Consider the following 24,011-nt stretch of genomic DNA (forward strand, 5'->3'; position numbering starts at 1 on the left):
GCAGGACGGGATGTTGGCTGCCAGGAGGCGCCAACCTACGGGAACCCGCGTAGGTCGTGCGCCGCAGGCGTGCGACATTCCGGCGCGGTCATTGAAGATGTCGCACACGGCCCGCGGCCGTGCACGACCTACCGGTCTGCCTGGAGCGGCTGAGCCACGGTAGAGGCCGAGCCGCCGCGATTCCGGGTAGGTCCGGCTGCGCCTGGCAACCGACAGACAGCCGCGGTGGTGTCGCCCGGCCTGTCGGGTCGGTGCTCATGTGCAGGGGCGATGAACCAAAAAAAAGCCCCGCGCGGGGCGGGGCTTTCGTACGGCTCGGGTGTGTGAGCCGGACGGCGGGCTTACATCATGCCCATACCGCCCATGCCACCCATGCCGCCCATGTCGCCGGCACCGCCGTCGTCCTTCTCCTCAGGGTGCTCGGCCACCATGCACTCGGTGGTGATCATGAGGCCGGCCACGGAGGCGGCGTTCTGCAGCGCGGTGCGGGTGACCTTGGTCGGGTCGAGGATGCCGAACTCGACCATGTCACCGTACTCCCCGGTCTGGGCGTTGTAGCCGTAGTTGCCCTCGCCCGCGAGGATGGCGTTGACCACGACCGCCGCGTCCTGACCCGCGTTGGTCACGATCTGGCGCAGCGGCTCCTCGATGGCACGGCGCACGAGTGCGACGCCCATGTCCTGGTCGTGGTTGTCGCCCTTGACGCTCTCCAGGGCCTTGAGGGTGCGCAGCAGCGCGACGCCGCCGCCGGGCACGATGCCCTCCTCGACGGCCGCACGGGTCGCGTGCAGGGCGTCCTCGACGCGGGCCTTCTTCTCCTTCATCTCGACCTCGGTGGCGGCACCCACCTTGATCACGGCAACGCCGCCGGCGAGCTTGGCCACGCGCTCCTGGAGCTTCTCGCGGTCGTAGTCGGAGGAGGCGTCCTCGATCTGGGTGCGGATCTGGTCCACACGGGCCTTGATGTCGTCGGCACGGCCACCGCCGCTGACGATGGTGGTCTCTTCCTTGGTGATGTTCGCCTTCTTGGCGGTGCCGAGCTCCTCGAGGGTCGCCTTCTCGAGGGTCAGGCCGACCTCCTCGGAGATCACGGTGCCGCCGGTGAGCACGGCGATGTCCTGGAGCATGGCCTTGCGGCGGTCACCGAAGCCGGGCGCCTTGACGGCGGCGACCTTGACGATGCCGCGCATGCTGTTGACCACCAGGGTCGCCAGCGCCTCGCCCTCGATGTCCTCGGCGACGATCAGCAGCGGGCGGTTGGACTTGGCGACGTTCTCCAGCAGCGGCAGAAGCTCGCGGATGTTGGAGATCTTCTTGTCGCAGAGGAGGATGTAGGGGTCCTCGAGCTCCGCGGACATGCTCTGCTGGTTGTTGATGAAGTAGGGGCTGAGGTAGCCGCGGTCGAACTGCATGCCCTCGACCACGTCCAGCTCGTTGTCGAGCCCGGAGCCCTCTTCGACGGTGATGACGCCTTCCTTGCCGACCTTGTTCATCGCGTCGGCGATGATCTTGCCGATCTCGTCATCGGAGTTCGCGGAGATCGTGCCGACCTGGGCGATCGCCTTGTCGGTGTCGCAGGGCTTGGAGAGATCGCGCAGGGCCTCGGTGGCCGCACCGGTGGCCTTGTCGATGCCGCGCTTGAGGTCCATCGGGTTCATGCCCGCGGTCACGCCCTTGAAGCCCTCGCGGAGGATGGCGTTGGCGAGCACGGTCGCGGTGGTGGTGCCGTCACCGGCGCTGTCGGAGGTCTGGGAGGCGACCTCCTTGACCATCTGCGCGCCCATGTTCTCGAACTTGTCCTTGAGCTCGATCTCCTTGGCGACGGAGACGCCGTCCTTGGTGACGGTCGGCGCGCCGAAGCTCTTCTCGAGGACCACGTTGCGGCCCTTCGGGCCGAGGGTGACCTTCACCGCGTTCGCGAGGGTGTTGACCCCCTTGGCCATGCGCTGACGGGCGTCGTCGGCGAAGCGTACGTCTTTAGCTGCCATTGTGCTCTCTACCTCTTATCCGGTTATCCGATCGGGGATGTTTCGCTGCCGGGACCGTTCAGTCCTCGATGACGGCCATGACGTCGTCCTCGCGCATGACGAGGACATCCTCGTCACCGAGCTTGACCTCGGTGCCGGAGAACTTGCCGAACAGGACCTTGTCGCCGACCTTGATGTCCAGCGGACGAACCTCGCCGTTGTCCAGGCGCTTGCCGGTGCCCACGGCGACGACCTCGCCACGGATCGGCTTCTCGGCCGCGGTGTCGGGGATGACGATGCCGCCGGGGGAGGTGCGCTCTTCCTCCTGGCGCTTGACCACTACGCGATCGTGAAGAGGACGCAGATTCATCGCTCGTCTCCTTTAAAGGCTTGTTCCACGATGTGTTTGTCTGATGCCCGGCAAGTCCGTTGTTAGCACTCGCCACAGGTGAGTGCTAATGATAGTCAGCTCATCGGGTCAGTCAATAGCCGTGCGCCCGTGTCAGCGGCGGCGCCCCGGCGTGCCGCTGTGGGTTGGGGTGGCGATGGTACAATTCAACCGCCGCGCCGCCGCCGGGCGGCATCCGTTCCCGCAAAACCGGCCAGTGGAGGTCCCCGTGTCCGAGCCGCATCTCGTCGCGCTGTCCACCTGTCCCGACCGCGAGACCGCCGAGCGCATCGCCGACGCCCTGGTCGGCGGTCATCACGCCGCCTGCGTGAACATCATCCCTGGACTGACCTCCGTGTACCGCTGGGCCGGGGAGGTGCACCACGACCCGGAGCTGCTGCTGGTGGCGAAGACTACCCGCGAGGCCTTTCCGCGCCTGGAGGCGGCGATCCGCGAGAACCATCCGGATGAACTTCCGGAGATCATCGCGGTCCCCATAGCCGCGGGCCTGGCGGGTTATCTGCAGTGGGTCACGGAGCAGACCGCCGGGGCCGCCGCGGACTGAGGTCCGCGCAAGCACCGAATCCGGCGATGGCGGAGGCCATGCAAGACACCCGCGACGACATATCCCCGGGCGGCCCGGCGCCGCGCCTGTGCTGCCGGCTCGCCCTGCTGTTGGCGCTGCTCTTCACGCTCGTCGCCCCCGCGCAGGCGGGCGTGCTTTCCGACACGGTCGGCGGCCAGCGCGACCTGCTGCCCGTGGAGCAGGCCTTTCCGCTGTCCGTTGAGCGCGTCTCCGAGGACCGCATCGTGGCGACCTGGTCCGTCCAGGACGGCTACTATCTCTACCGGGACAAGATCGCGTTCCGCACCACCGGTGGTGACGATGCCGTGGTCCGCGTGGAGCGTCCGCCGGCGGAGATCGAGGAGGACCCCTATTTCGGCGAGGTGGGGATCTACCGCGAGCCGGTGTCGATGTCCATCTACGTCGACCGCGCCGGGCCGCTGACCCTGGAGGCGGACTACCAGGGCTGCTCCGAGACCGGTGTGTGCTATCCGCCGGCGACCACCACCGTTTCCGTGCCCGCCGCGGGCGCGGGGGGCGGCGGCCCGGCTGCCGCTGCCGGGGTGTTCGGTGGCACGCTGGGCAATACGCTCGCGAGTGGCCGGGTGCTCCCGGTGCTCGGCGGCTTCTTCGTCGCCGGTCTGCTGCTCGCGTTCACCGCCTGTCTCTACCCGATGGTGCCCATCCTTTCCGGGCTGATCGCCGGCGACAGCCGCCGCACCGGCTGGCGGGCGTTCTGGCTGTCACTGGTCTACATCGAGGCCACCGCCGTGACCTACGCCCTCGCCGGCGTGCTCGCCGGGCTGTCCGGGGCGGCGGTGCAGGCGCAGATGCAGGGGCCGTGGGTGCTCGGCGGCTTCATTGCGCTGCTGGTGGTGATGGCGCTGGCCATGTTCGGCGTCATCAACTTCCAGCTCCCGAGTGGCTGGCAGACCCGGCTGACCGCGCTCTCCCACCGCCAGCGCGGCGGCACGGTCGTCGGCGTACTGGTGATGGGAGTGCTCTCGGCGCTGATCGTCGGTGCCTGCTCGGGGCCGGCGCTGATCGCCGCGCTCGCCTACATCGGCACCACCGGCAATGCCTGGCTCGGCGGGCTGGCGCTGTTCGTCCTCGCCAACGGCATGGGCGTGCCGCTGCTGGTGGTGGGGACCGCCGCCGGACGCTGGCTGCCGAAGGCGGGCCCGTGGATGCAGGCCGTGCGTGCCGGCGGGGGCGTGCTCCTCCTTGCCGTGGCCATCTACCTGCTGGACCGGCTCGTCCCCGGTGCGCTGACGCTCGGCCTCTGGGGCGTGCTGCTGATCGGCTGTGGCGTGTTCATCGGCGCCTTTGACCGCCTCGGGCCCGGTGCGTCGGCGTCCCGGCGCCTGCGCAAGGCCGGCGGCCTGGTCCTCGCGCTGTGGGGAACGGTCGCGCTGGTCGGGGCGTCCGCGGGGGGCGACGACCTCTGGCGGCCGTTGGCGTCGCTGGAGGCGGACGCCGGTACGCCGGCCGTGGTGGCGGCGCAGGAGGGCGGTGATGCGGGCGCGGCGCGTTCGTCCGCCGGTGGCTTCCGCGAGGTGGCCGATCTCGCCGGTCTGCGTGATGCGCTCGCCGACGCCCGTGCCGCGGGCGAGCCCGCCCTGGTGGACTTCTATGCCGACTGGTGCGTTTACTGCATCAAGCTCGACGAGGAGACGTTCTCCAGTGCGCGGGTGCGCGAGCGCCTCGCCGACGCCCGGCTGCTGCGGGTGGACGTCACCGAGATGGACGCCACGGACAAGCGGTTGCTGGAGCGCTACGACGTCTACCTGCCGCCGGCGGTGATGCTCTTCGGGGCCGACGGCGAGGAGCGTCGCGAGCTCCGGGTGGTGGGCTTCGTGGGCCCGGACGAGTTCCTGGGCCGGCTGGCCCGGGCCTGGGATGACGACGGGGCCGCGGGATGATGCGACACATGCGCCGGACCATCTATATCGCGCTCGCCGTCCTCCTCGGCGTCGCCATCGGCGCCGGCGGGCTGGTCTGGTACCAGCAGCGCCAGCCGGAGATGCGCCCGGTGTTCTCGCTGCCGGGGCTCGACGGCGAGCGTCACGCCATCACCGAGTGGGACGGGCAGGTGATCGTGCTCAACTTCTGGGCGAGCTGGTGTCCACCGTGCCGCGAGGAGATCCCGCTGTTCAACGAGCTGCAGTCGCGCTTCGGCGACGTGCGCTTCCTCGGCGTGGCGGTGGACCGGCTGGACGCGGTGAGGCGGTTCATGGACGAGCAGCCGCTGAAATACCCCACCCTTCACGGCCTCGGCATGGCCATGGATGTGCAGGCCCGTTACGGCAACGATGCGGGTACGCTGCCCTACACCGTGGTCATTGACCGCGAGGGGCGCATACGCCACATCTTCGCCCGCCAGGTTCACCGCGGCGAGCTTGCGCCGATCCTGGAAGAGCTCTCCGGCGGGGGTTGATCGCGCCTTTCCGCTGCCGCGAAATGGCTGCCAAAAGCGGCGAAAAGGCGGGGAAATCCGGGCAATTGGACAAACCCGTTTCAGGCGTTCAGAATACGCGGCTGACGACAGCCATCGGGTATGGCTGTCGCCATTCGAGGAAGGGCAATGGCGACGCTACTGCTGATCAACGGTCCCAATCTCAACCTGCTCGGCCGGCGGGAGCCGGCGCACTACGGGCAGGCGAGCCTCGAGTCCATCGAGAAGGGCCTTGTTGGGCGGGCGCGGGCGGCCGGCAGCGAGCTGGCGTGCTTCCAGAGCAACGCCGAGCACGAGATCGTCGAGCGCATCCACCGCGCCGCGGACGATGCCGTGGATTTTATCATCATCAATCCGGCGGCGTTCACCCACACCAGCGTGGCCATCCGTGATGCACTCCTCGGAGTGGCGATCCCGTTCATCGAGGTCCACCTCTCCAACGTGCATGCGCGTGAGCCCTTCCGCCGGCATTCCTATCTCTCCGATCGTGCCGTGGGGGTGATCGCCGGCCTCGGCGCGGACGGCTATGAATACGCCTTGGACGCAGCGCTTCGGCGTGCGGGACAGGACTGATAACTCATGGATATTCGCAAGATCAAGCGCCTCATCGAGCTGCTCGAGGAATCGGGCATCAACGAAATCGAGATCTGCGAGGGCGAGGAGTCGGTGCGCATCAGCCGCGGCGCTCCGGACGCCCCGGCGGCGCCGGTACACTACCAGATGCCGCCCCAGGCGGCGGCCCCGCCCGCAGCCGCCCCCGCCGCGCCGGCGGCGGACGGGCCTTCCGGCGAGGCGGCGCCCGCCGAGCCCACCGGCCACACGGTGCGCTCGCCCATGGTGGGGACCTTCTACCGTTCCCCGTCGCCGGGCTCGACGGCGTTCGTCGAGGAGGGGCAGCAGGTCGAGGTCGGCGATACGCTGTGCATCATCGAGGCCATGAAGATGCTCAACCAGATCGAGGCCGACAAGGCCGGCACGGTGCGCAGTATCCTCGTCGAGAACGGCCAGCCCGTGGAGTTCGACCAGGCGCTGTTCGTCATCGACTGAGCGTGCGCCCCCACTCGCTAACGGATAGTCAACATGCTGGATAAAGTCGTCATCGCGAACCGCGGCGAGATCGCCCTGCGTATCCTGCGCGCCTGCCGCGAGCTCGGCGTGCGAACCGTGGCCGTGCACTCCAGTGCCGACCGCGAGCTCAAGCACGTGCGCCTTGCCGACGAGTCGGTGTGCATCGGCCCGCCCCCGTCCGGGGAGAGCTATCTCAACATCCCCGCGATCATCTCCGCGGCGGAGGTCACCGACGCGGTCGCCATCCATCCCGGCTACGGCTTCCTCTCGGAGAACGCCGACTTCGCCGAGCGTGTGGAGAACTCCGGGTTCGTGTTCATCGGCCCGCGCGCGGAGACCATCCGCATGATGGGCGACAAGGTCTCGGCGATCGAGGCCATGAAGGAGGCGGGGATCCCCTGTGTGCCGGGCTCGGGCGGTCCCCTCGGCGAGGACAGCGAGGAGAACCTGGCCACCGCCGCGCGCATCGGCTATCCGGTGATCATCAAGGCGGCCGCCGGTGGCGGCGGGCGCGGCATGCGCGTGGTGCGCAGCGAGGCGAACCTCCTGCACGCGATCTCCGTGACCCGGGCCGAGGCGCAGAACTCCTTCGGCAGCGACGTCGTCTACATGGAGAAGTACCTGGACGACCCGCGCCACGTGGAGATCCAGGTGCTCGCCGACCAGCACGGCAACGCCATCCACCTCGGCGAGCGCGACTGCTCCATGCAGCGCCGCCACCAGAAGGTGATCGAGGAGAGCCCCGCGCCGGGGCTCACGCCGGAGCAGCGTCGCGACATCGGCGAGCGCTGCGCCGAGGCCTGCCGGCAGCTCGGCTACCGTGGTGCCGGCACCTTCGAGTTCCTCTACCAGGACGGGCGCTTCTACTTCATCGAGATGAATACCCGCATCCAGGTGGAGCACCCGATCACCGAGCAGGTCACCGGCGTGGACCTGGTCGCCGAGCAGCTGCGCGTCGCTGCCGGCGAGCCGCTGCGCTACCGCCAGGAGGACATCACCTGGCGCGGCCACGCCATCGAGTGCCGGATCAACGCGGAGGATCCGCGCTCGTTCATCCCGTCACCGGGCAAGATCACCCAGTTCCACGCCCCGGGCGGGCCGGGCGTGCGGGTGGACTCGCACATCTACTCCAGCTACGTGGTGCCGCCCCACTACGACTCCATGATCGGCAAGATCATCACCTGGGCGGACGACCGCGACAGCGCCATCGCGCGCATGCGCACCGCGCTCACGGAGCTGGTCGTGGACGGCGTGAAGACCAACGCGGAACTCCACCTGGACCTGCTCAGCGACTCCGCCTTCCGTGCCGGCGGCACCAATATCCACTACCTGGAGAAGAAGCTGGGCCTGGGCTGAGGCCGGCCCTCAGCCCCAGAGCAGGCGCACGCCGACCACCACCAGCAGCAGCGCGAAGGCGCGCTTGAGGATGTGCTGGGGCAGGCGGCTGGCGAGCCGCGCCCCCACCGGCGCGAGCAGCACGCTGGCGGCGGCGAGTCCGGCCACCGCCGGCCAGTACACGAAGCCGGTCGCGCCGCTCGGCAGCTCGCTGGTGGCGTGGATACCGCCGGAGATGACGAAGCCCAGCGATCCCGCCAGGGCGATGGGCAGGCCCGCCGCCGCGGAGGTACCCACGGCGTAGCGCATGGGCACGCCGCACCAGGCGAGGAAGGGCACCGTGAGGCTGCCGCCGCCGATGCCCACGATGCTCGAGATCACCCCGAAACCCACGCCGGTGGAGGCGAGCCCGGCGTGCCCCGGTACCTGCCGGTGGGCCGGCGGCTGGCCACCGAGGGCCATGCGCAGCGCCATCACCACCGCGAAGATGCCGAATATGCTGCGCAGCATCTCCCCGGGCATCATGCCCGCGATCTGGGCGCCGCCGATCGCGCCGACGGCGAGCCCCGCGGCCAGCGGTCGCCAGACGGCCCAGCGGATGTTGCCGAGCCGCGCGTGGGCGCGCAGCGAGGACAGCGAGGTGACGATGATGGTGGCCAGCGAGCTGCCGACCGCGAGGTGGGTGGCGATGTCCGTGCTCAGGCCCTGTAGCGCGAACACGCCGAGCAGGGTGGGGACGATGATCAGCCCGCCGCCGATGCCGAACAGGCCGGAGGCGAAGCCGGCGGCAGCGCCGGTCAGCAGGTAGGCGATCAGGGTTTCCAAGGGACCTCCCGGTTTGCCGCGTCGGGTGGCGCCGGGCCGGCGCCGCCGGCCCAGTATCGCAGATCATGGCTGGCGGCGGGTGGGCCCGGACATGTGGCTTTCCGCGGCGGAAGGTCCTGTCCAGCGGTTTCCCTCGGGGCCCGCACGTGCCCGGGGGGCAACGCGCGGACCGGCCGGGGCATGACAATACCGCTGGAAAGATTAGTACAATAGGCGCCAGCTATATCATCGATAGGGGGCTTGAACCCATGCGCGTGGACTCCGTCTGCATCCTCGGCGGCTCCGGCTTCGTCGGCCGGCACATCGCCAACCGCCTCGCGAACACCCCGGTGCGTATCCGGGTGATCACCACCAATCGCGAGCGCAGCCGGCACCTGCTGCCCATCCCCAACCTGGAGCTGGTGGAGGCGGACATCCACGATGCGGACACCCTGCGCCGGGAGATCTCCGGTTTCGATGCCGTGATCAACCTGGTCGGCGTGCTCAACGACGAGCCGGGCCGGGGGCGCGGCTTCGACGAGGTCCATGTACGCCTGGTGCGCAACCTGGTCGAGGGGGCCCGTGCCGCCGGCGTGAAGCGGCTGCTGCACATGAGCGCCCTGGGTGCCGCCCCCGAGGCGCCGAGCCGTTACCAGCAGACCAAGGCCGAGGGCGAGCGTATCGCCATGGAGGCCAATCGTGCGGGCTTCGGGGTCACGGTCTTCCGCCCGTCGGTGATTTTCGGGCCGGAGGACAACTTCCTCAATCAGTTCGCCACCATGCTGCGCATGGCGCCGTTCCTGCCGCTGCCCACCCCCGAGGCGCGGTTCAAGCCGGTGTACGTGGGTGACGTGGCCCAGGCGTTCGTGAACTGCCTCAACGATCCGGACACCTTCGGCGAGCGCTACGAGCTGTGCGGGCCGTCGGTCTATACCCTGCGCGAGCTGGTGAGCTACTGCGCCGAGCTGATCGGCACGAACAAGCCCATCATCGGTCTCTCCGACCGGCTCTCGCGGCTGCAGGCGCGGGTGATGGAGCGCGTGCCCGGCAAGCCCTACTCCATGGACAACTACCTCTCCAGCCAGGTGGACAACGTCTGCAGCGACGACGGCCTGGCCCGGCTGGGGATCCATCCCACCGCCGTGGAGGCGGTGGTGCCGATGTACGTCGGCCGGCGACGCCAGCGACAGTACTACAACCGCTTCCGCCGCAGCGCCCGCCGGGTCTGAGGCGGGGCGCCGTGCGCGCGTATCTCGTCGGCGGTGCGGTGCGCGACCGGCTCCTCGGGCTGGCGGTGCACGAGCGCGACTGGGTGGTGGTCGGCGCCACCCCCGAGGAGATGCGCGAGGCCGGCTATGAGCCGGTGGGCCGGGAGTTCCCGGTCTTCCTGCACCCGCGGACCCGCGAGGAGTACGCGCTGGCGCGCACCGAGCGCAAGACCGCGCGGGGCTATCACGGCTTCGAGTTCCACGCCGCGCCGGACGTGACCCTGGAGCAGGACCTCGCCCGGCGCGATCTCACCGTCAACGCGATGGCGCAGGACGGGGACGGCACCGTCGTCGATCCCTACGGCGGTCGCGCCGACCTCGACGCACGGCTGCTGCGTCACGTCTCCCCCGCCTTCCGCGAGGACCCGGTACGGATCCTGCGCCTGGCGCGCTTCGCCGCGCGCTTCGCGCCGCTCGGTTTTCGCGTGGCGGAGGAGACCCTGGCCCTGTGCCGGGAGATGGTCGAGGCCGGCGAGGTGGACGCGCTGGTCCCCGAGCGGGTCTGGCAGGAGTTCAGCCGGGCGCTGGTCAGCGACGCGCCCAGCGCCTTCGTGCGCGTGCTGCGCGAGTGTGGTGCCCTGGCCGTGCTGCTGCCCGAGGTCGACCGCCTCTTCGGTGTGCCCCAGCGCGCGGACTACCACCCGGAGATCGATACCGGCGAGCACGTCCTGATGTCGCTGGACGCCTGCGTGGGGCTCAGCGACGAGCTCGCCACCCGTTTCGCCGTGCTGGTCCACGACCTGGGCAAGGGCGAGACCCCGGGCGACGAGCTGCCCCGTCACCGCGGCCACGAGGCGCGCGGGGTACCATTGGTCGATGCCGTGTGCGAGCGACTGCGGGTGCCCAACGCCTGCCGGGACACCGCCCGGGGCGTGACCCGTCACCACCTGCTCGCCCACCAGGCCCTGACGCTGCGGCCAGCGCGGGTGGTGAAGCTGTTCTCGGAGCTGGACGCCTTCCGCAAGCCGGAGCGCCTGACACGCTTCATCGACGCCTGCACCGCGGATGCACGGGGGCGCACCGGTTTCGCCGACAGCGAGTATCCTCAGGGACGCTATCTGCGGGACGCCTTCGGGGCCGCCTGCGGGGTCACCGCCCGGCCCTTCGTCGAGCAGGGCCTGAAGGGGCCGGCCATCGCCGAGGCCATGGCCGACGCCCGTGCGCGGGCCGTGGCGGCGGTCCGCGAGGACTGGCGGGCCGCGTGAACGCCGCTGCCCCGCGGGGCGGCCACATCCAGGAGTCAGCGATGCCTCACACGCCGGCGGAGACCGCCCGCGAGACCTATAATGTCGCCCACTGGGGCGAGGGCTACTTCGACGTCACCGACAGCGGCCGCGTCGTGGCCCGGCCCCGGCGTGGCGCCGGTCCGGCGGTGGACCTCTACGAGGTGGTTGAGGCCGCCCGCCGCCAGGGCCTGGACCTGCCCGTGCTGGTCCGCTTCGTGGACATTCTCCACGACCGCGTTCAGCGCCTGTGCACCGCATTCGCCGCGGCGATGGCGGCGGAGGGCTACGGCGGCCGCCACACCGCCGTGTATCCGATCAAGGTGAACCAGCAGCGCCGGGTGGTGGAGGAGATCGTCGCCGCCCATGAGCGCGTAGGCCTGGAGGCGGGCAGCAAGCCCGAGCTCATGGCGGTGCTCGCCGTCGCCCCGGCAGGGGCGCGGGTGATCTGCAACGGCTACAAGGACCGCGAGTACGTGCGTCTGGCGCTGCGCGCCCGGCAGCTCGGCCTGGACGTCCATGTGGTGGTGGAGAAGCTCTCGGAGCTGACGCTGCTGCTGGAGGAGGCCGACCGCCTCGGCGTCGCCCCGGCGCTGGGCGTGCGCATCCGCCTCGCCTCCATCGGCGAGGGCATGTGGCAGAACACCGGCGGGGAACGCTCCAAGTTCGGGCTCACTGCCGCCCAGGCGCTGGCGGTGGTGGACCGCCTCGCCGAAGCCGGCCATCTCGATGCCCTCGGTCTGGTGCATTTTCACCTGGGCTCGCAGATCCCGAACATCGGCGATATCCAGCGCGGCATGCGCGAGGCGGCGCGTCACTATGCCGCGCTGCGGGGCCTGGGCGCGCCGGTTCACTGCGTGGACGTCGGCGGCGGCCTGGGCGTGGACTACGAGGGTACGCGATCGCGCAGCTTCTGCTCGATGAACTACTCGCTGGAGGAGTACGCGGCCAACATCGTGCGCACCCTGCGCGAGGTCTGTGACGAGCAGGCGCTGCCGCACCCGGACGTGGTCACGGAATCCGGCCGTGCCATGACCGCGCATCACGCGGTGCTGGTCACGGACGTGATCGACGTGGACGGCTTCGACGGCGACGCCGGACCGGATGCCCCGGAGGCGGATGCCCCCGCGGTGATCCGTGACCTCTGGCAGGGCTACCGGCAAGGCGCCTCGCGCTCGCCGCTGGAGGTCTATCACGATGCCTGCAATGCCCTGGAGGAGGCCCAGGGCATGTACAACCACGGCCTGCTCGGGCTGGCCGGGCGGGCCCAGGCGGAGCGCTACTACCAGGCGACCTGCCGCAGCGTGCTGGCGCGGCTGGACCCGTCAGTGCGCGCTCACCGAGAGGTGCTCGACACCCTGCGCGAGCGCCAGGCCGGCAAGCTCTTCGCCAATCTGTCGCTGTTCCAGTCGATGCCGGACATCTGGGCCATCGACCAGATCTTCCCGATCCTGCCCGTGCACCGGCTGGACGAGCCGCTCTCGGCCCGCGCCGTGCTCCAGGATCTCACCTGCGATTCCGACGGGGCGGTGCACCTCTACGTCGATCGCGACGGCGTGGAGAGCACCCTGCGCGTGCCGCCCTGGCGGCCGGGCACGCCGCTGGTGCTCGGGGTCTTCCTCGTCGGGGCCTATCAGGAGATCCTCGGCGACATGCACAATCTTTTCGGCGACACGGACGCGGTGAACGTCGTCCTCGAGAACGGCGGGTGGCGGCTGTCCGAGCCCGCGGGGGGCGAGAGCGTGGCCGCCGTGCTGCGCCACGTCCACTTCGAGGCGGAGGCGATGCTGCAGGCCTACCGCCGCCGGGTCGACGGTTCGGGCCTGGACGAGGCCACCCGCGCCGCGTGTCTCCGGGAGCTCGGGGCGGGCCTTCAGGGCTCGACCTACCTACGCGATAGAGGAGGACTGCCATGAAGGTGGGCATGATCGGCCTCGGCGCCATGGGCGTCGGCATGGCCCGGAACCTGGCCCGTCACGACCTGCTGGGTGCCGTGTGGAACCGCACCGCCGCCAAGGCGGACGCCCTGGCGCAGGAGCTCGGCGTGATGGCGGCACCGGACCCGGCGGCGGTAGCCGCGGAATGCGAGGTGGTGCTGACCTGCGTGTCTGCCGACGCGGACGTGCTGGAGATGGTGGATGCACTGCGCGAGGGGCTGCAGCCCGGCGGGGTGGTGGTGGACACCTCCACCATCAGCGTCGCCACGGTGAAGACCGCCGCGGAGCGGATCGCCGACGCCGGCGGGCGTTTCCTGGACGCGCCGGTGTCCGGCGGGCGCGAGGGTGCGGAGAACGGTCAGCTCGTGGTCATGGCCGGCGGCGACGCCGAGGCCCTGGTGCAGGCGATGCCGGCACTGGAGGCCATCGGCAAGTCGGTCACGCACATGGGCGAGTCCGGCAGCGGCCAGGCCACCAAGGCGGTGAACCAGATCATGGTTGCCGGCATCAACCAGGCGGTGACCGAGGCCCTCGCCTTCGGCCAGGCCAGCGGCCTGGACATGGACCGTGTCATCGAGGTGGTCGGCGGCGGTGCCGCCGGCAACTGGTTCCTCAGCCACCGCGGCCCGACCATGGTGCGCGGCACCTTCGAGCCCGGCTTCAAGGCGGCGCTGCACCACAAGGACCTGGGCATCTGCCGGGAGATGCTCGAGCGCATGGGCGTGTCCCTGCCGGTGGTGGAGATGACGCTCAAGCACTACGAGCGGCTCATGGAGCAGGGCCACGGCGAGGAGGATATCTCCACGCTCTACCGCCTCAAGCAGGCGTTGTTCGAGGAGGGCAACCGCCGCTCTCTTTAGTGTGCAGGCTCGCGGACAGGCCTCCCCGACACGGTACGGGGCCTGTCCGCGGGCGCGCCGCTGGGGTAGGCTGTCGCCTTCACGATTTCCCCATATTCCCCGTGAAAAACGGCAGGCCATGCAACTGACAGCGATCCCGGGCCGCCGGCCCGCGAGCGACATCCGGGAGGCGGCGTGAGACGGCACTGGGTCATCGCGCTGATGGTGAGTGTGCTCGTCTCCGCGGCGATCCCCCTGTGGCTCGGCGGCGGCAGCCAACTGCTCCATGCCCTGGCGCGGTTCCCGCTGTGGGGGCTGGTGCCGCTGCTCACCATGGTCGCGCTGGGCTGGCTGTGCAACGCTTTCCGGCTGCGTATCCTCGCCGGCGCCTTCGGCCTGCACCTGCCCGTCGCGGAGGCGTTCAGCAAGGTCCTGAGCATCGAGTTCGCCGGCACCGCCACGCCGGCCTACACCGGTGGACCGGCCACCAACGTCTATCTGTTCACCCGCCGCGGCCTGGGGGTGCCCGAGGCCAGTGCGCTGGTGGTGCTCGACCAGATCGCGGATCTCGCGTTCTTCGCCACCTTCCTGCCGCTGGCGGCGTTGTTCGTAATCGGCGACGTGGCCATGGGCTGGGTGATTACCGCTGGCATCGTCGCCCCTGTCGGCTTCGCGCTGCTGCTGTGGCTGCCCCGGCACTACCGGGTGCTGGCGCTGGCGCTGGGGCGGATCTTCCGCCGCGTGCCCATGCTGCACCGCTATCGCTGGCGGCTGGGGCGGGCGCTGCTGCGCTTCCGCGCGGCGGTGCGGCTGATGCTGGGGCTGGGCCGGATGCGGCTGGCGGCGCTGTACGGCTTCTGCACGCTGCACTGGCTGCTGCGCTACGCGCTGGTGCCGACGATCTTCATGCTGCTGGACAACCCGCTGCCCTGGGCGTGGCTGTTCATCACCCAGGCGCTGTCGCTGATGGTCGGCCACCTGAGCCTGCTGCCCGGCGGCTCCGTGGGCGTGGAGGTGGGCTTCGGGATGATGCTCTCGGCCTGGGTGGATGCCTCGGTGCTGGCGGTGGCGCTGCTGGTGTGGCGCTTCTGCACCTTCCACTGGTATCTCATCGCGGGCGCGCCGGCGTTCCTGCTCACCGTCGGCCGCGGGGTGCTCGGGCGCCGGATGGCCTACTGAGCGCGGCGGCGGGTTCAGCCGCTGCGCTTGAGCAGGACGGTCTCGATGCCGTTCTCCTTGAGCCGCCGGCGCACGGTGTTCACGCGGTCGAGGTCGTTGAACGGCCCCACGCGCACCCGGTGCCAGAGCTCGCCGCCGGAGAGCTCCACGCGCTGGATGTTCGCCTCGATGCCGAGCAGTGCCAGCCGCGCCTTGAGCCGGTCCGCATCGTCGTGGCCGCGGAACGATCCGGCCTGAAGCAGGTAGCGCCGGTTGCTGTCGGCGCTCTTGCTTGCAGTGCTCTCGCCCGTGTCCGCGCTGGCGGAGCGCTGCCGGGTCGTCTCGCCGGTGTCACCGGGCTCTGCCGTGCGGTCGGCGGCCTGCTGTTGCCGTTCCTGGTCACCGCCGGGTACCTCCACCTTCTGTTCGGGCAGCAGGCGGTAGAACTCGAAGCGCGGCTTGTCCTGCTTCGCCGTGGTGTCGCCGCCGCCCTGCGGCGGCGTCCCGCTGTCACCGGTGATGTCCCGGCCGGCACCCTGCTGCTGCGGTGACGGCGGGGCCATGAGCTCGCTGAGCTGCTGCGGGCCGCCGCCGGTGTAGTGCCAGTGCACGAGCAGCGCCACCCCGAGCCCGATCCCGAGCCCGCCGACCCCCCAGAGCCAGCCCGGCAGCGAGCGCCCGGTGCTGCCCTTGCGGGAGGTGCTGCGGCGCTGCTGGCGGCCGCTTGCCTGTCCGGTCTTGCGGCGGGCCATGGTTACATCCGCTCCGGTGCGTTTACCGCGAGCACGCGCAGGCCGTTGCGCAGGACCTGGCGCGTCGCGAGCACGAGGTTGAGCCGCGCGTTGCGCAGCCCGGCGTCGTCGACGAGGAATTGGTGCGCGTTGTAGTAGGTGTGGAAGGCACCGGCGAGCTCGCGCAGGTAGTGCGCGAGCTGGTGGGGTTCGTGGGCCAGCGCGGCGGTCTCGATGACCTCGGGGAAGCGCCCGAGCTGGCTGATCAGGGCCTGCTCGTGGTCCTCGGTGAGGCGCGCGAGGGCCTGGAAGCCGGCGTCCGGGTCATGGTCCAGGCCCTGCTCGTCGAGCTGGCGGAGCACGCTGCAGATCCGCGCGTGGGCGTACTGGAGGTAGTACACCGGATTGTCCGCGGACTCGGACTTGGCGAGCTCCAGGTCGAAGTCCAGGTGCTGCTCCGGGCGGCGCATGACGTAGAAGAACCGGGCGGCGTCGTTGCCCACCTCCTCGCGCAGCTCGCGCAGGGTGACGAACTCGCCGGAGCGGGTGGACATCGGCAGGCGCTCGGCGCCGCGGTAGAGGATGGCGAACTGCACCAGGCGGAACTCCAGCCGGTCCGCCGGGTAGCCGAAGGCCTCCAGGCTGGCGCGCACGCGGGCCATGTAGCCATGGTGGTCGGCGCCGAAGACGTCGATCAGCTGGTCGAAGCCGCGCTCGAACTTGTCCAGGTGGTAGGCGATGTCCGAGGCGAAGTAGGTGGTCAGCCCGTCGGCGCGGCGGACCACACGGTCCTTGTCGTCGCCGAAGTCGGTGGCGCGGAACCACAGCGCGCCGTCGGCCTCGTAGCAGTGCCCGGCCTCGACCAGGCGCTCGATGGTGCGGCCGACGGCGCCGTTCTCGGTGAGGCTGCGCTCGGAGAACCAGCGGTCGAAGTGCACGCCGAACTCGCCGAGGTCGTCGCGGATGTCGGCGAGGATGGCCTCCAGCGCCGCGTCCAGCACCGCGCGGTAGCGCGCCTCGCCGAGCAGCTCGCGGCTGCGGCGCACGAGCGCGTCGACATGGGCCTCCTTGTCGCCGCCGTCGCTGGCGTCCGCCGGGAGCTTCGCGGTGAGCGCGGCGGTGTCGATCCGGTAGGCGTCGCCGTCGCGTTCGGCGAGCCCGGAGGCGATGTCGCGGATGTAGTCGCCGCGGTAACCGTTGTCCGGGAAGGGCACCGCCCCGCCGCGCTGCTCCAGGTAGCGCAGCAGCACGGACACCGCGAGGATGTCCATCTGCCGGCCGGCGTCGTTGACGTAGTACTCCCGCTGGACGTCGAAGCCGGCGGTGGCGAGCAGGCTCGCCAGCGCGCTCCCGAACGCCGCGCCCCGGCCGTGGCCCACGTGCAGCGGCCCGGTGGGATTGGCGGAGACGAACTCCACCAGGATGCGCCGGCCCTCGCCCGCGCGGCTGCGCCCGAAGGCCTCGCCCTGCTCCCAGACGTCGCGGATCACCGCGAAGGCGGCGTCGGCGGTGAGGAAGAAATTGATGAACCCGGGGCCCGCGATCTCCACGCGCTCGACATAGCGGTGCGGCGGCAGGGCGTCGACCAGCGCCTGGGCGAGCTCCCGCGGCGGCCGTCGTGCCGGCTTGGCCAGGCGCATCGCGGTGTTGGTGGCGAAGTCGCCATGGCCCTCGCCGCGGCCGCGCTCGACCTGCACGTCGATGTCGAGCCCGGCGGGAAGGGTGCCGTCGGCCTGCAGCGTGCCGATGGCCTGCTCGACGAGCTGCGCGAGTAGATTCTTCATAGGGTCCGGGTGGTATCCGTCTGCGGGGTGTCGAAGCGCCCTATTATCGCCTGTGTACCCGCTCATGCAAGGCAGCCGGGGCCCCGCCCGGGCAACGCCCGTCGGGGGCGGCGCGGGCGGGGGCGACGGCAGGCGCGCACGAGGCGTTCCCGGCTGCGTCTGCGCCCGCGCGCATTGCGGTTACAGCATGTCCGCCGGGTCGACGTCGATGCTCCAGCGCACCCGCCGCGCCTGCGGGAGGGCGGCGACGCCGGGCAGCCAGCGTTTCAGGCCGGCCTGGAGGTGGCGGCGGGAGGGCGCGCGCACGAGGAGCTGGGCGCGGACCCGCCCCGCCCGGCGCTCCATGGGCGCCGGTACCGGCCCGAGGAGCTCCAGTCGCGTGCCCTCCGGGCCGGCGGCGCGGGCGGCGTCGAGGAATTCCCGGGGTGCGGCCTCGTCGACGGCCTCGGCGCGGAGCAGGGCCATGGCCGTGTAGGGTGGCAGGCCGGCGGCCTCGCGTTCCAGCAGCGCGTCCTCGGCGAAGCGGCGGTAGCCGGCGTGGACGAGGAGCTGCAGCAGCGGGTGTTCCGGGTGGTGGGTCTGGATCGCGACCTCGCCGGGGCGCTCCGCCCGCCCGGCGCGTCCGGCCACCTGGATGATGAGCTGTGCGAGTCGTTCCGGGGCGCGGAAGTCGGCGCTGAACAGGCCCTGGTCGGCATCCACCACCGCCACCAGGGTGACCGCCGGCAGGTGGTGCCCCTTGGCGAGCATCTGGGTGCCCAGGAGGATGCGCGCCTCGCCGCGCTGCGCCGCCGCCATCTGCCGCTCGAAGGCACCCTTGCGCCGGGTGCTGTCGCGGTCGATGCGGACCATGGCGGTGTCGGGGAAGGCGGCCTCGATGGCCTCGGCCAGGCGCTCGGTGCCCTGGCCCACGGGGCGCAGGTCGACGCTGCCGCAGTCCGGGCAGGCCCGTGGGACCGGGCGCTCGTGGTCGCAGTGATGGCAGTGCAGGCGGCGGTCGTGGCGGTGGTAGGTCAGCCGTGCGTCGCAGCGCTCGCATTCCGAGACCCAGCCGCATTCGTGGCAGAGCAGCACCGGGGCGAAGCCGCGCCGGTTGAGAAACACCAGCACCTGCCCGTCGTCGTCCAGGTGGGCGCGCATCTGCTCGATCAGCGGCGCCGAGAGGCCGTCCCGCAGGGGGCGGCCGCGGACGTCCAGGAGCCGGAAGCGGGGCATGGCCGCGCCGCCGGCCCGCTGGGGCAGGCGCAGCTCCCGGTAACGGCCGAGGCGCATGTTGTGCAGGGTCTCCAGTGAGGGGGTCGCGCTGCCGAGGATCACGGTCAGCCCCAGGCGCTGGGCGCGGACCACGGCGAGGTCCCGGGCGGAGTAGCGGAAGCCGTCCTGCTGCTTGAGCGAGGCGTCATGCTCCTCGTCCACCAGGATGAGGCCGGGGCGGGCTAGGGGCGTGAACACCGCCGAGCGCGTGCCGATGATCACGTCCGCCACGCCGTCCCGGGCGGCGAGCCAGCCGTCCAGGCGCTCGCCGGCGGCGAGGCCGGAGTGGAGCACGGCGATGCGGGCGGCGAGCCGGCGGGCGAAGCGGTCGACGAGCTGCGGGGTCAGGCCGATCTCGGGGACGATCACCAGGGCCTGGCGCCCCGCGGCGAGCACCGCCTCGATGGCGTGGAGGTAGACCTCGGTCTTGCCGCTGCCGGTCACGCCCTCGACCACCAGCGGGGCGAATCCCTCGGCGCCGCGAACGGCGTCCACCGCGTCGCGCTGGGCGTCGTTGAGCGTCGGGCGGTCGCCGCCGTCGTCGTGGCCCTCGATGAGCCCGGGGGTGTCCACCTGCCCGGCCCGGGCGAGACCGCGCTCGACCAGCCGCTGGAGGCCGCCGCGCCAGTCACCCTCCGCCTCGGGGAAGTGGGCGGCGGCGAGGCTGCCGAGGGACTGCAGGCGCGCGAGCAGCGCCGCCTGCCGCGGGGCGCGGGCGGCGAGGGTGTCGGGCGGGGTGTCGCGCCCGGTGTCGGTGAGTCGCCAGACGGTCTCGCGGGTGTACTGTGCCGGCTGGCCGTGGCGCAGGCGTACGGGCAGCGCGCTCGTCAGCGCCTCGCCCACCGGGTGGTGGTAGTAGCCGGCCGCCCAGAGCGTGAGTTCGAGCAGTTCCCCGGGCAGCACCGCGGTGTCGTCGAGGAGCTCGCCGAGCGGGCGCAGGCGCCGCGTGGGGAGCTCGCTGTGCGTGGCCGTGGCGACGACCACGCCGATCACCTGGCGGCGGCCGAGGGGCACGCGCACCCGCGCCCCCGGCTCCGGCACGGCGGCGGTGATGCGGTAGTCCAGCGGCTCCGGCAGCGGGCCGGGCACGGCGACGCGGGCGATCTGCGGCGGTTCGGGCATGCGTCTCGGGCGGCGTTCGTTTGCCGCCCAGTGTAACCGGCGACCGGGCGGTTGCGGCGGCGGGTTTTCCCCACATGCTGTGGATAACTGTGTGGAAGAATTCTGGGAATATCCCCTAAGTGCCTGTCGGGCAAGCGGGTTAGCGAATATGCCGAAAATTTAACCGCTATAAAATTGCTTTTTAAAACAGAAGGTTATTATATTGCCCCCCAGCTATCGACGATACCGGCCCGACCTGCAGTCCGGTTGCCGGCAGGGGACGAACACGGTGGATAACTGCGAGACGGCGCCGCCCGCCGGTGCCTGGGATCACCACCTCGGGCGGATCGAGGCGATGCTGCGCGAGGCGCCGGAGGGGCTCGCGGAGTTCGAGCTGATCCGCGCGCTACAGGCCAGGGATGATGTCCCGGAGATCGCGCCGGGCTGCCTGGCGCGACCGCTGGCGATGTATCGGACCCACTTCCTGCTCTTCCACACCCTCTACCGCCTGGGCGAGCGTCTGGCCGTGCACGGCGAGGACGTGCAGGTGGACTGCCTGTGCATCCGCATCCTGCCGCGGACGACGGCGTCAGCGCTGGGGGCGCCGGACGGCGTGCGCGCGTTCTACACGGACATGGGCAACCTCGACGGGATCACCGAGGCGGAGGTGGAACGGCTGCTCGGCTCGTTCTGGCAGCGTCTGGCGCGGGACGACGGCCGCGCGGACGCACTGGCGGAGCTGGGGCTGTCGGACCCGGTGGACGACGCGGCGATCCGCGCCGCCTACCGGCGGCTGGCGATGCGCCACCACCCGGACCGCGGCGGCGACGGCGGGCGGCTGCGCGAGATCAACCGCGCGATGCGCACGCTCGGGCTGCAGTGATCCGACTCAGGCCCCGCCGCTGCCCTCGCAGCCGCCGCCGACCTGCCACACCGCCGCCGCCTCGCGCTTGATCGCCTCGCCGTCGACGTCCGGGAACGCCGCGCCGAGGATCCGCGCGAGCGCGTCCAGGGCCTGGGGCTCCGGGCGGGGACAGCTCTTGCGCGTGTACAGAGCCGCGTTGGCCGTGGCATCGCGCCAGCGCTCCGCCTCCGCGGAGACCGGGCACTGCCCGCGGGGGAAGTCCTCGAGCAGGAGCTGCTGCTCGATGCGTTCCGCCTCCAGCTCCTGGCGCAGCACCTCGTGGCGCAGGGCCTCGGTACGCGTCTCCAGCCCCGGGGGCGGCTGCTGGCGCAGGCGGCGGCGCAGTGCGCGCATGGGCTCGATGACCTCGCGGTGCCACTCCGTCGCGCGGCGCACGGTGGTCTCCAGCTGGGTCGCGCCCATACGGCCGTAGCCGTGGGCGCCGGTCCAGATCGCCCCGAGCAGGGTGGAGATGCTCAGCCCGTAGCGCGCCTGCACGGCGAGGCAGGTGTCCTTGATGCCCTGCATGCCGTAGACGCGCACGGCGAAGTCCCAGAGCGCGGCCGCCTCGTCGGCGACGGACGCCGGCTGATCGTTCATGCCCGCCTCAGCGCAGCTGGAAGCCGCCGCCCTGGCCGCCTCCGCCGCCGGGCATGCCGCCACCGCCCTGGCCGCCCATCTGGTCGGGGGTGACGATGCGGGAGGCGGACTCGCGCTGCATCTCCTTGAGCTCATCCATGGTCTGCTCAAGGGCCTGCTGCGCGGCCTCCGGGAAGGCCTCCATGGCGCCGTCGAGGCTGTCCGCATCCAGCTCGAAGGACAGCGGCAGCGCGCCCGCGGGGGTCATCACCTGGGTCTGGCCGAGGTAGAGCACGTCGCGGTCGGGGTCGTCGCTGCCGTCGCTGCGCACGGGGGTGAGGCGCTGGATGGTGCCGATGCGCCGATCGGTGAAGACCTCCTCACGGAAGAGCCCGTTCGGGTCCATCTTCATCTCGGAGAGACCGGATTCGTCTGCCATTTCGATTCCTCTACGGGTTGTGCGTTCCAACGGACGCTAGCCTACCAGAGGCGGTGTTGGTGGTGCGTCCCTCCCGGGTATGAGGGCGATCGTGTCGGGGTCAAGGTGGCCGCCGCCCGCGGCGGGTGCCGCGGGCGGGGTCGAACGCCTCAGCCGGGGCAGCCGAGGGCGTCGGCGTGGTGGCGGAGATGGTCGTCGATGAAGCTGGCGATAAAGAAGTAGCTGTGGTCGTACCCCGGGCGGCGGCGCAGGGTCAGGGGGTGCCCGGCCGCCGCGCAGGCGCTCTCCAGGGCCTCGGGATGGAGCTGTTCGGCGAGGAAGCCGTCGGCCTCGCCCTGGTCTACCAGCAGCGGCAGGCGCTCGGAGGCGGTGGCGACGAGGTGGCTGGCGTCGTAGGCCGCCCATTCCGTCTCGTCGTCGCCGAGATAGCGGGAGAACGCCTTGTGCCCCCATGGCACGGCGACGGGATTGCAGATCGGTGCGAACGCGGAGACCGAGCGGTAGCGGCCCGGGTTGCGCAGGGCGCAGACCAGCGCCCCGTGCCCGCCCATGGAGTGGCCGCTGATCGCGCGTCGGTCGGTGACCGGCAGCTCGGCCTCCACCAGCGCCGGCAGCTCCTCGACGACGTAGTCGTACATCCGGTAGTGGGCGTCCCACGGTGCGCGGGTCGCGTTGACGTAGAAACCCGCACCGGAGCCGAAGTCGTACTCGTCGTGTTCGCCGGGCAGATCGGTACCCCGCGGGCTGGTGTCGGGGCAGATGATGGCCATGCCCAGCTCGGCGGCGAGGCGCTGGGCGCCCGCCTTCTGCATGAAGTTCTCGTCGGTGCAGGTCAGCCCCGAGAGCCAGTAGAGCACCGGCACCGGCTGGCGCTCGGCCTGCGGCGGCAGGTAGACGCCGAAGATCATCTGGCAGTCGAGGCTGCGTGCGTGGTGGCGGTAGCGCAGCACGCGGCCGTCGAAGCAGCGGTTCTCGGCGACGGTTTCCAGTGTCGGCTGTTCCGGCATCATCCCCTCCGCTTCAGAAGTACACCACCGAGCGGATGCTCTCGCCGGCGTGCATCAGCTCGAAGGCGCGGTTGATCTCCTCCAGCCCCATGGTGTGGGTGACGAACTCGTCGATGTTGATATCGCCGTCCATGTACCGGGTGACGTAGCCCGGCAGCTCGGTGCGGCCCTTCACGCCGCCGAACGCGGACCCGCGCCAGACCCGCCCGGTGACGAGCTGGAACGGCCGGGTGGAGATCTCCTCGCCGGCACCGGCGACGCCGATGATCGTCGACTCGCCCCAGCCCTTGTGGCAGCACTCCAGCGCGGCACGCATGGTGTTCACGTTGCCGATGCACTCGAACGAGTAGTCGACGCCGCCGTCGGTCATCTCCGTGAGGACCTGCTGGATCGGCGCGTCGTAGTCCTTCGGGTTGACGAAGTCCGTGGCGCCGAGCTGGCCGGCGAACTCGAACTTGCCGGGCTCGATGTCCACGGCGATGATGCGCTCCGCCTTCGCCAGCACCGCCCCCTGGATCACGCTCAGGCCGACGGCGCCGAGGCCGAACACCGCCACCGTCGAGCCGGGCTCCACCCTGGCGGTGTTGTGCACCGCGCCGATGCCGGTGGTGATGCCGCAGCCGAGCAGGCAGACCTTGTCCAGCGGGGCGTCGGTGCTGACCTTTACCAGCGCGATCTCCGGCAGCACGGTGTACTCGGAGAACGTCGACGTGCCCATGTAGTGGTGGATCTTCTCGCCCTTGTAGGAGAAACGGCTGGTGCCGTCGGGCATCACCCCCTGGCCCTGGGTGGCGCGGATGGCGGAGCACAGGTTGGTCTTGCCGGAGCGGCAGAACTTGCACTCGCCGCACTCCGGCGTATAGAGCGGGATGACGTGGTCGCCGGGGGCCAGGCTGGTGACGCCCGGGCCGACCTCCTCGACCACCGCACCGCCCTCGTGACCGAGGATGACCGGGAAGTTCCCCTCCGGGTCGGCGCCGGAGAGGGTGAACGCGTCGGTGTGGCACACACCGGTGGCGACGTTGCGCACGAGCACCTCGCCCTCGCGCGGCGGGGCGACATCGACCTCGACGATCTCCAGCGGATCTCCTGCCTTGAAGGCGACGGCGGCACGGGACTTCATGGTTATCCTCCTGCGCGGGGCGCGGGTGAGCGGTTCTGAATGTATCGCCGCAGTTTAGGAAGCCCCGAATACACGATAAAGT

Annotated in this window: 22 protein-coding genes; 12 read left to right on the plus strand and 10 right to left on the minus strand. The window is 70.9% G+C overall.

Going from position 1 to position 24,011, the window contains the following annotated elements; all coding sequences use genetic code 11:
- Positions 1-341: 341 nt before the first annotated feature.
- The gene (gene groL, locus ACEZHJ_RS00805) at positions 342-1,988 is read right to left on the minus strand and encodes a chaperonin GroEL (RefSeq protein WP_018717578.1); all 1,647 of its coding nucleotides are present in this window, start codon (positions 1,986-1,988) and stop codon (positions 342-344) included.
- A 58-nt stretch (positions 1,989-2,046) separates the two neighbouring features.
- The gene (locus ACEZHJ_RS00810) at positions 2,047-2,337 is read right to left on the minus strand and encodes a co-chaperone GroES (protein WP_018717579.1); all 291 of its coding nucleotides are present in this window, start codon (positions 2,335-2,337) and stop codon (positions 2,047-2,049) included.
- Between the two features lie 247 nt (positions 2,338-2,584).
- On the opposite strand from ACEZHJ_RS00810, the gene cutA reads away from it, so the two are divergent.
- The 6 genes from cutA to accC all read left to right on the plus strand — a co-directional run bounded on the left by cutA (position 2,585) and on the right by accC (position 7,799).
- Positions 2,585-2,920 (plus strand): divalent-cation tolerance protein CutA, encoded by a 336-nt coding sequence (cutA, locus tag ACEZHJ_RS00815; RefSeq protein ID WP_018717580.1) that lies wholly within the window; start codon positions 2,585-2,587, stop codon positions 2,918-2,920.
- A 38-nt stretch (positions 2,921-2,958) separates the two neighbouring features.
- Complete coding sequence (gene dsbD / locus ACEZHJ_RS00820) at positions 2,959-4,842, plus strand: protein-disulfide reductase DsbD (RefSeq protein WP_163139298.1); 1,884 nt, start codon at positions 2,959-2,961, stop codon at positions 4,840-4,842.
- Between the two features lie 8 nt (positions 4,843-4,850).
- Positions 4,851-5,357 (plus strand): TlpA disulfide reductase family protein, encoded by a 507-nt coding sequence (locus ACEZHJ_RS00825; RefSeq protein ID WP_018717582.1) that lies wholly within the window; start codon positions 4,851-4,853, stop codon positions 5,355-5,357.
- Between the two features lie 147 nt (positions 5,358-5,504).
- Complete coding sequence (gene aroQ, locus ACEZHJ_RS00830) at positions 5,505-5,948, plus strand: type II 3-dehydroquinate dehydratase (protein WP_018717583.1); 444 nt, start codon at positions 5,505-5,507, stop codon at positions 5,946-5,948.
- A gap of 6 nt (positions 5,949-5,954) precedes the next feature.
- Positions 5,955-6,422, plus strand: coding sequence for an acetyl-CoA carboxylase biotin carboxyl carrier protein (accB, locus tag ACEZHJ_RS00835; protein ID WP_018717584.1), 468 nt, complete (start codon positions 5,955-5,957; stop codon positions 6,420-6,422).
- A 33-nt stretch (positions 6,423-6,455) separates the two neighbouring features.
- Positions 6,456-7,799 (plus strand): acetyl-CoA carboxylase biotin carboxylase subunit, encoded by a 1,344-nt coding sequence (accC, locus tag ACEZHJ_RS00840; RefSeq protein ID WP_018717585.1) that lies wholly within the window; start codon positions 6,456-6,458, stop codon positions 7,797-7,799.
- A 9-nt stretch (positions 7,800-7,808) separates the two neighbouring features.
- On the opposite strand, the gene ACEZHJ_RS00845 is transcribed toward accC, so the two are convergent.
- Positions 7,809-8,603 (minus strand): sulfite exporter TauE/SafE family protein, encoded by a 795-nt coding sequence (locus ACEZHJ_RS00845; protein WP_163139299.1) that lies wholly within the window; start codon positions 8,601-8,603, stop codon positions 7,809-7,811.
- Between the two features lie 248 nt (positions 8,604-8,851).
- Here ACEZHJ_RS00845 and ACEZHJ_RS00850 point away from each other — a divergent pair, with 248 nt between their 5' ends.
- The 5 genes from ACEZHJ_RS00850 to ACEZHJ_RS00870 all read left to right on the plus strand — a co-directional run bounded on the left by ACEZHJ_RS00850 (position 8,852) and on the right by ACEZHJ_RS00870 (position 15,028).
- Positions 8,852-9,811 (plus strand): complex I NDUFA9 subunit family protein, encoded by a 960-nt coding sequence (locus ACEZHJ_RS00850; RefSeq protein ID WP_163139300.1) that lies wholly within the window; start codon positions 8,852-8,854, stop codon positions 9,809-9,811.
- A gap of 11 nt (positions 9,812-9,822) precedes the next feature.
- Positions 9,823-11,055 (plus strand): multifunctional CCA addition/repair protein, encoded by a 1,233-nt coding sequence (locus tag ACEZHJ_RS00855; protein WP_018717588.1) that lies wholly within the window; start codon positions 9,823-9,825, stop codon positions 11,053-11,055.
- A gap of 41 nt (positions 11,056-11,096) precedes the next feature.
- Positions 11,097-12,989, plus strand: a complete 1,893-nt coding sequence (gene speA, locus ACEZHJ_RS00860; protein ID WP_018717589.1) for a biosynthetic arginine decarboxylase — start codon at positions 11,097-11,099, stop codon at positions 12,987-12,989.
- Entirely contained in the window at positions 12,986-13,870 is an 885-nt protein-coding gene (locus ACEZHJ_RS00865; protein WP_018717590.1) for an NAD(P)-dependent oxidoreductase, read from the plus strand. The genes speA and ACEZHJ_RS00865 overlap by 4 nt, the downstream gene beginning before the upstream one ends.
- Before the next feature lie 174 nt (positions 13,871-14,044).
- On the plus strand, positions 14,045-15,028 hold the full coding sequence (locus ACEZHJ_RS00870; protein ID WP_018717591.1) for a lysylphosphatidylglycerol synthase transmembrane domain-containing protein: 984 nt from the start codon (positions 14,045-14,047) through the stop codon (positions 15,026-15,028).
- 14 nt (positions 15,029-15,042) lie between these two features.
- Here ACEZHJ_RS00870 and ACEZHJ_RS00875 read toward each other — a convergent pair whose 3' ends face one another.
- The 3 genes from ACEZHJ_RS00875 to ACEZHJ_RS00885 all read right to left on the minus strand — a co-directional run bounded on the left by ACEZHJ_RS00875 (position 15,043) and on the right by ACEZHJ_RS00885 (position 19,898).
- Positions 15,043-15,759, minus strand: a complete 717-nt coding sequence (locus ACEZHJ_RS00875; RefSeq protein WP_018717592.1) for an SPOR domain-containing protein — start codon at positions 15,757-15,759, stop codon at positions 15,043-15,045.
- Between the two features lie 2 nt (positions 15,760-15,761).
- On the minus strand, positions 15,762-17,522 hold the full coding sequence (gene argS, locus ACEZHJ_RS00880; protein WP_018717593.1) for an arginine--tRNA ligase: 1,761 nt from the start codon (positions 17,520-17,522) through the stop codon (positions 15,762-15,764).
- Positions 17,523-17,702: 180 nt separating this feature from the next.
- Positions 17,703-19,898, minus strand: coding sequence for a primosomal protein N' (locus ACEZHJ_RS00885; RefSeq protein WP_163139302.1), 2,196 nt, complete (start codon positions 19,896-19,898; stop codon positions 17,703-17,705).
- A 334-nt stretch (positions 19,899-20,232) separates the two neighbouring features.
- Between ACEZHJ_RS00885 and ACEZHJ_RS00890 the strand changes: the two genes are divergently transcribed.
- Positions 20,233-20,760, plus strand: coding sequence for a DNA-J related domain-containing protein (locus ACEZHJ_RS00890; RefSeq protein ID WP_371807600.1), 528 nt, complete (start codon positions 20,233-20,235; stop codon positions 20,758-20,760).
- 6 nt (positions 20,761-20,766) lie between these two features.
- Here ACEZHJ_RS00890 and ACEZHJ_RS00895 read toward each other — a convergent pair whose 3' ends face one another.
- The 4 genes from ACEZHJ_RS00895 to ACEZHJ_RS00910 all read right to left on the minus strand — a co-directional run bounded on the left by ACEZHJ_RS00895 (position 20,767) and on the right by ACEZHJ_RS00910 (position 23,929).
- Positions 20,767-21,381 carry a TIGR02444 family protein gene (locus ACEZHJ_RS00895; protein ID WP_018717596.1) on the minus strand — a complete coding sequence of 205 codons (615 nt, stop codon included), beginning with the start codon at positions 21,379-21,381 and terminating at the stop codon, positions 20,767-20,769.
- Positions 21,382-21,388: 7 nt separating this feature from the next.
- Positions 21,389-21,799 carry a hypothetical protein gene (locus ACEZHJ_RS00900; RefSeq protein WP_018717597.1) on the minus strand — a complete coding sequence of 137 codons (411 nt, stop codon included), beginning with the start codon at positions 21,797-21,799 and terminating at the stop codon, positions 21,389-21,391.
- Positions 21,800-21,948: 149 nt separating this feature from the next.
- Positions 21,949-22,806, minus strand: coding sequence for an S-formylglutathione hydrolase (gene fghA, locus ACEZHJ_RS00905; RefSeq protein WP_018717598.1), 858 nt, complete (start codon positions 22,804-22,806; stop codon positions 21,949-21,951).
- Between the two features lie 13 nt (positions 22,807-22,819).
- On the minus strand, positions 22,820-23,929 hold the full coding sequence (locus ACEZHJ_RS00910) for an S-(hydroxymethyl)glutathione dehydrogenase/class III alcohol dehydrogenase (RefSeq protein WP_018717599.1): 1,110 nt from the start codon (positions 23,927-23,929) through the stop codon (positions 22,820-22,822).
- Between the last annotated feature and the right edge of the window lie 82 nt (positions 23,930-24,011).

The organism is Arhodomonas sp. KWT2, from assembly GCF_041949875.1.
Classification (GTDB): domain Bacteria; phylum Pseudomonadota; class Gammaproteobacteria; order Nitrococcales; family Nitrococcaceae; genus Arhodomonas; species Arhodomonas aquaeolei.

Excerpts from the sequence above, each read along its gene's own strand:
- groL (WP_018717578.1), bottom strand. The coding sequence starts at position 1,988 with ATGGCAGCTAAAGACGTACGCTTCGCCGACGACGCCCGTCAGCGCATG.
- ACEZHJ_RS00810 (WP_018717579.1), bottom strand. The coding sequence starts at position 2,337 with ATGAATCTGCGTCCTCTTCACGATCGCGTAGTGGTCAAGCGCCAGGAG.
- dsbD (WP_163139298.1), top strand. The coding sequence starts at position 2,959 with ATGCAAGACACCCGCGACGACATATCCCCGGGCGGCCCGGCGCCGCGC.
- ACEZHJ_RS00825 (WP_018717582.1), top strand. The coding sequence starts at position 4,851 with ATGCGCCGGACCATCTATATCGCGCTCGCCGTCCTCCTCGGCGTCGCC.
- aroQ (WP_018717583.1), top strand. The coding sequence starts at position 5,505 with ATGGCGACGCTACTGCTGATCAACGGTCCCAATCTCAACCTGCTCGGC.
- accB (WP_018717584.1), top strand. The coding sequence starts at position 5,955 with ATGGATATTCGCAAGATCAAGCGCCTCATCGAGCTGCTCGAGGAATCG.
- accC (WP_018717585.1), top strand. The coding sequence starts at position 6,456 with ATGCTGGATAAAGTCGTCATCGCGAACCGCGGCGAGATCGCCCTGCGT.
- ACEZHJ_RS00850 (WP_163139300.1), top strand. The coding sequence starts at position 8,852 with ATGCGCGTGGACTCCGTCTGCATCCTCGGCGGCTCCGGCTTCGTCGGC.
- speA (WP_018717589.1), top strand. The coding sequence starts at position 11,097 with ATGCCTCACACGCCGGCGGAGACCGCCCGCGAGACCTATAATGTCGCC.
- ACEZHJ_RS00865 (WP_018717590.1), top strand. The coding sequence starts at position 12,986 with ATGAAGGTGGGCATGATCGGCCTCGGCGCCATGGGCGTCGGCATGGCC.
- ACEZHJ_RS00875 (WP_018717592.1), bottom strand. The coding sequence starts at position 15,759 with ATGGCCCGCCGCAAGACCGGACAGGCAAGCGGCCGCCAGCAGCGCCGC.
- argS (WP_018717593.1), bottom strand. The coding sequence starts at position 17,522 with ATGAAGAATCTACTCGCGCAGCTCGTCGAGCAGGCCATCGGCACGCTG.
- ACEZHJ_RS00885 (WP_163139302.1), bottom strand. The coding sequence starts at position 19,898 with ATGCCCGAACCGCCGCAGATCGCCCGCGTCGCCGTGCCCGGCCCGCTG.
- ACEZHJ_RS00890 (WP_371807600.1), top strand. The coding sequence starts at position 20,233 with ATGCTGCGCGAGGCGCCGGAGGGGCTCGCGGAGTTCGAGCTGATCCGC.
- ACEZHJ_RS00895 (WP_018717596.1), bottom strand. The coding sequence starts at position 21,381 with ATGAACGATCAGCCGGCGTCCGTCGCCGACGAGGCGGCCGCGCTCTGG.
- ACEZHJ_RS00900 (WP_018717597.1), bottom strand. The coding sequence starts at position 21,799 with ATGGCAGACGAATCCGGTCTCTCCGAGATGAAGATGGACCCGAACGGG.
- fghA (WP_018717598.1), bottom strand. The coding sequence starts at position 22,806 with ATGCCGGAACAGCCGACACTGGAAACCGTCGCCGAGAACCGCTGCTTC.
- ACEZHJ_RS00910 (WP_018717599.1), bottom strand. The coding sequence starts at position 23,929 with ATGAAGTCCCGTGCCGCCGTCGCCTTCAAGGCAGGAGATCCGCTGGAG.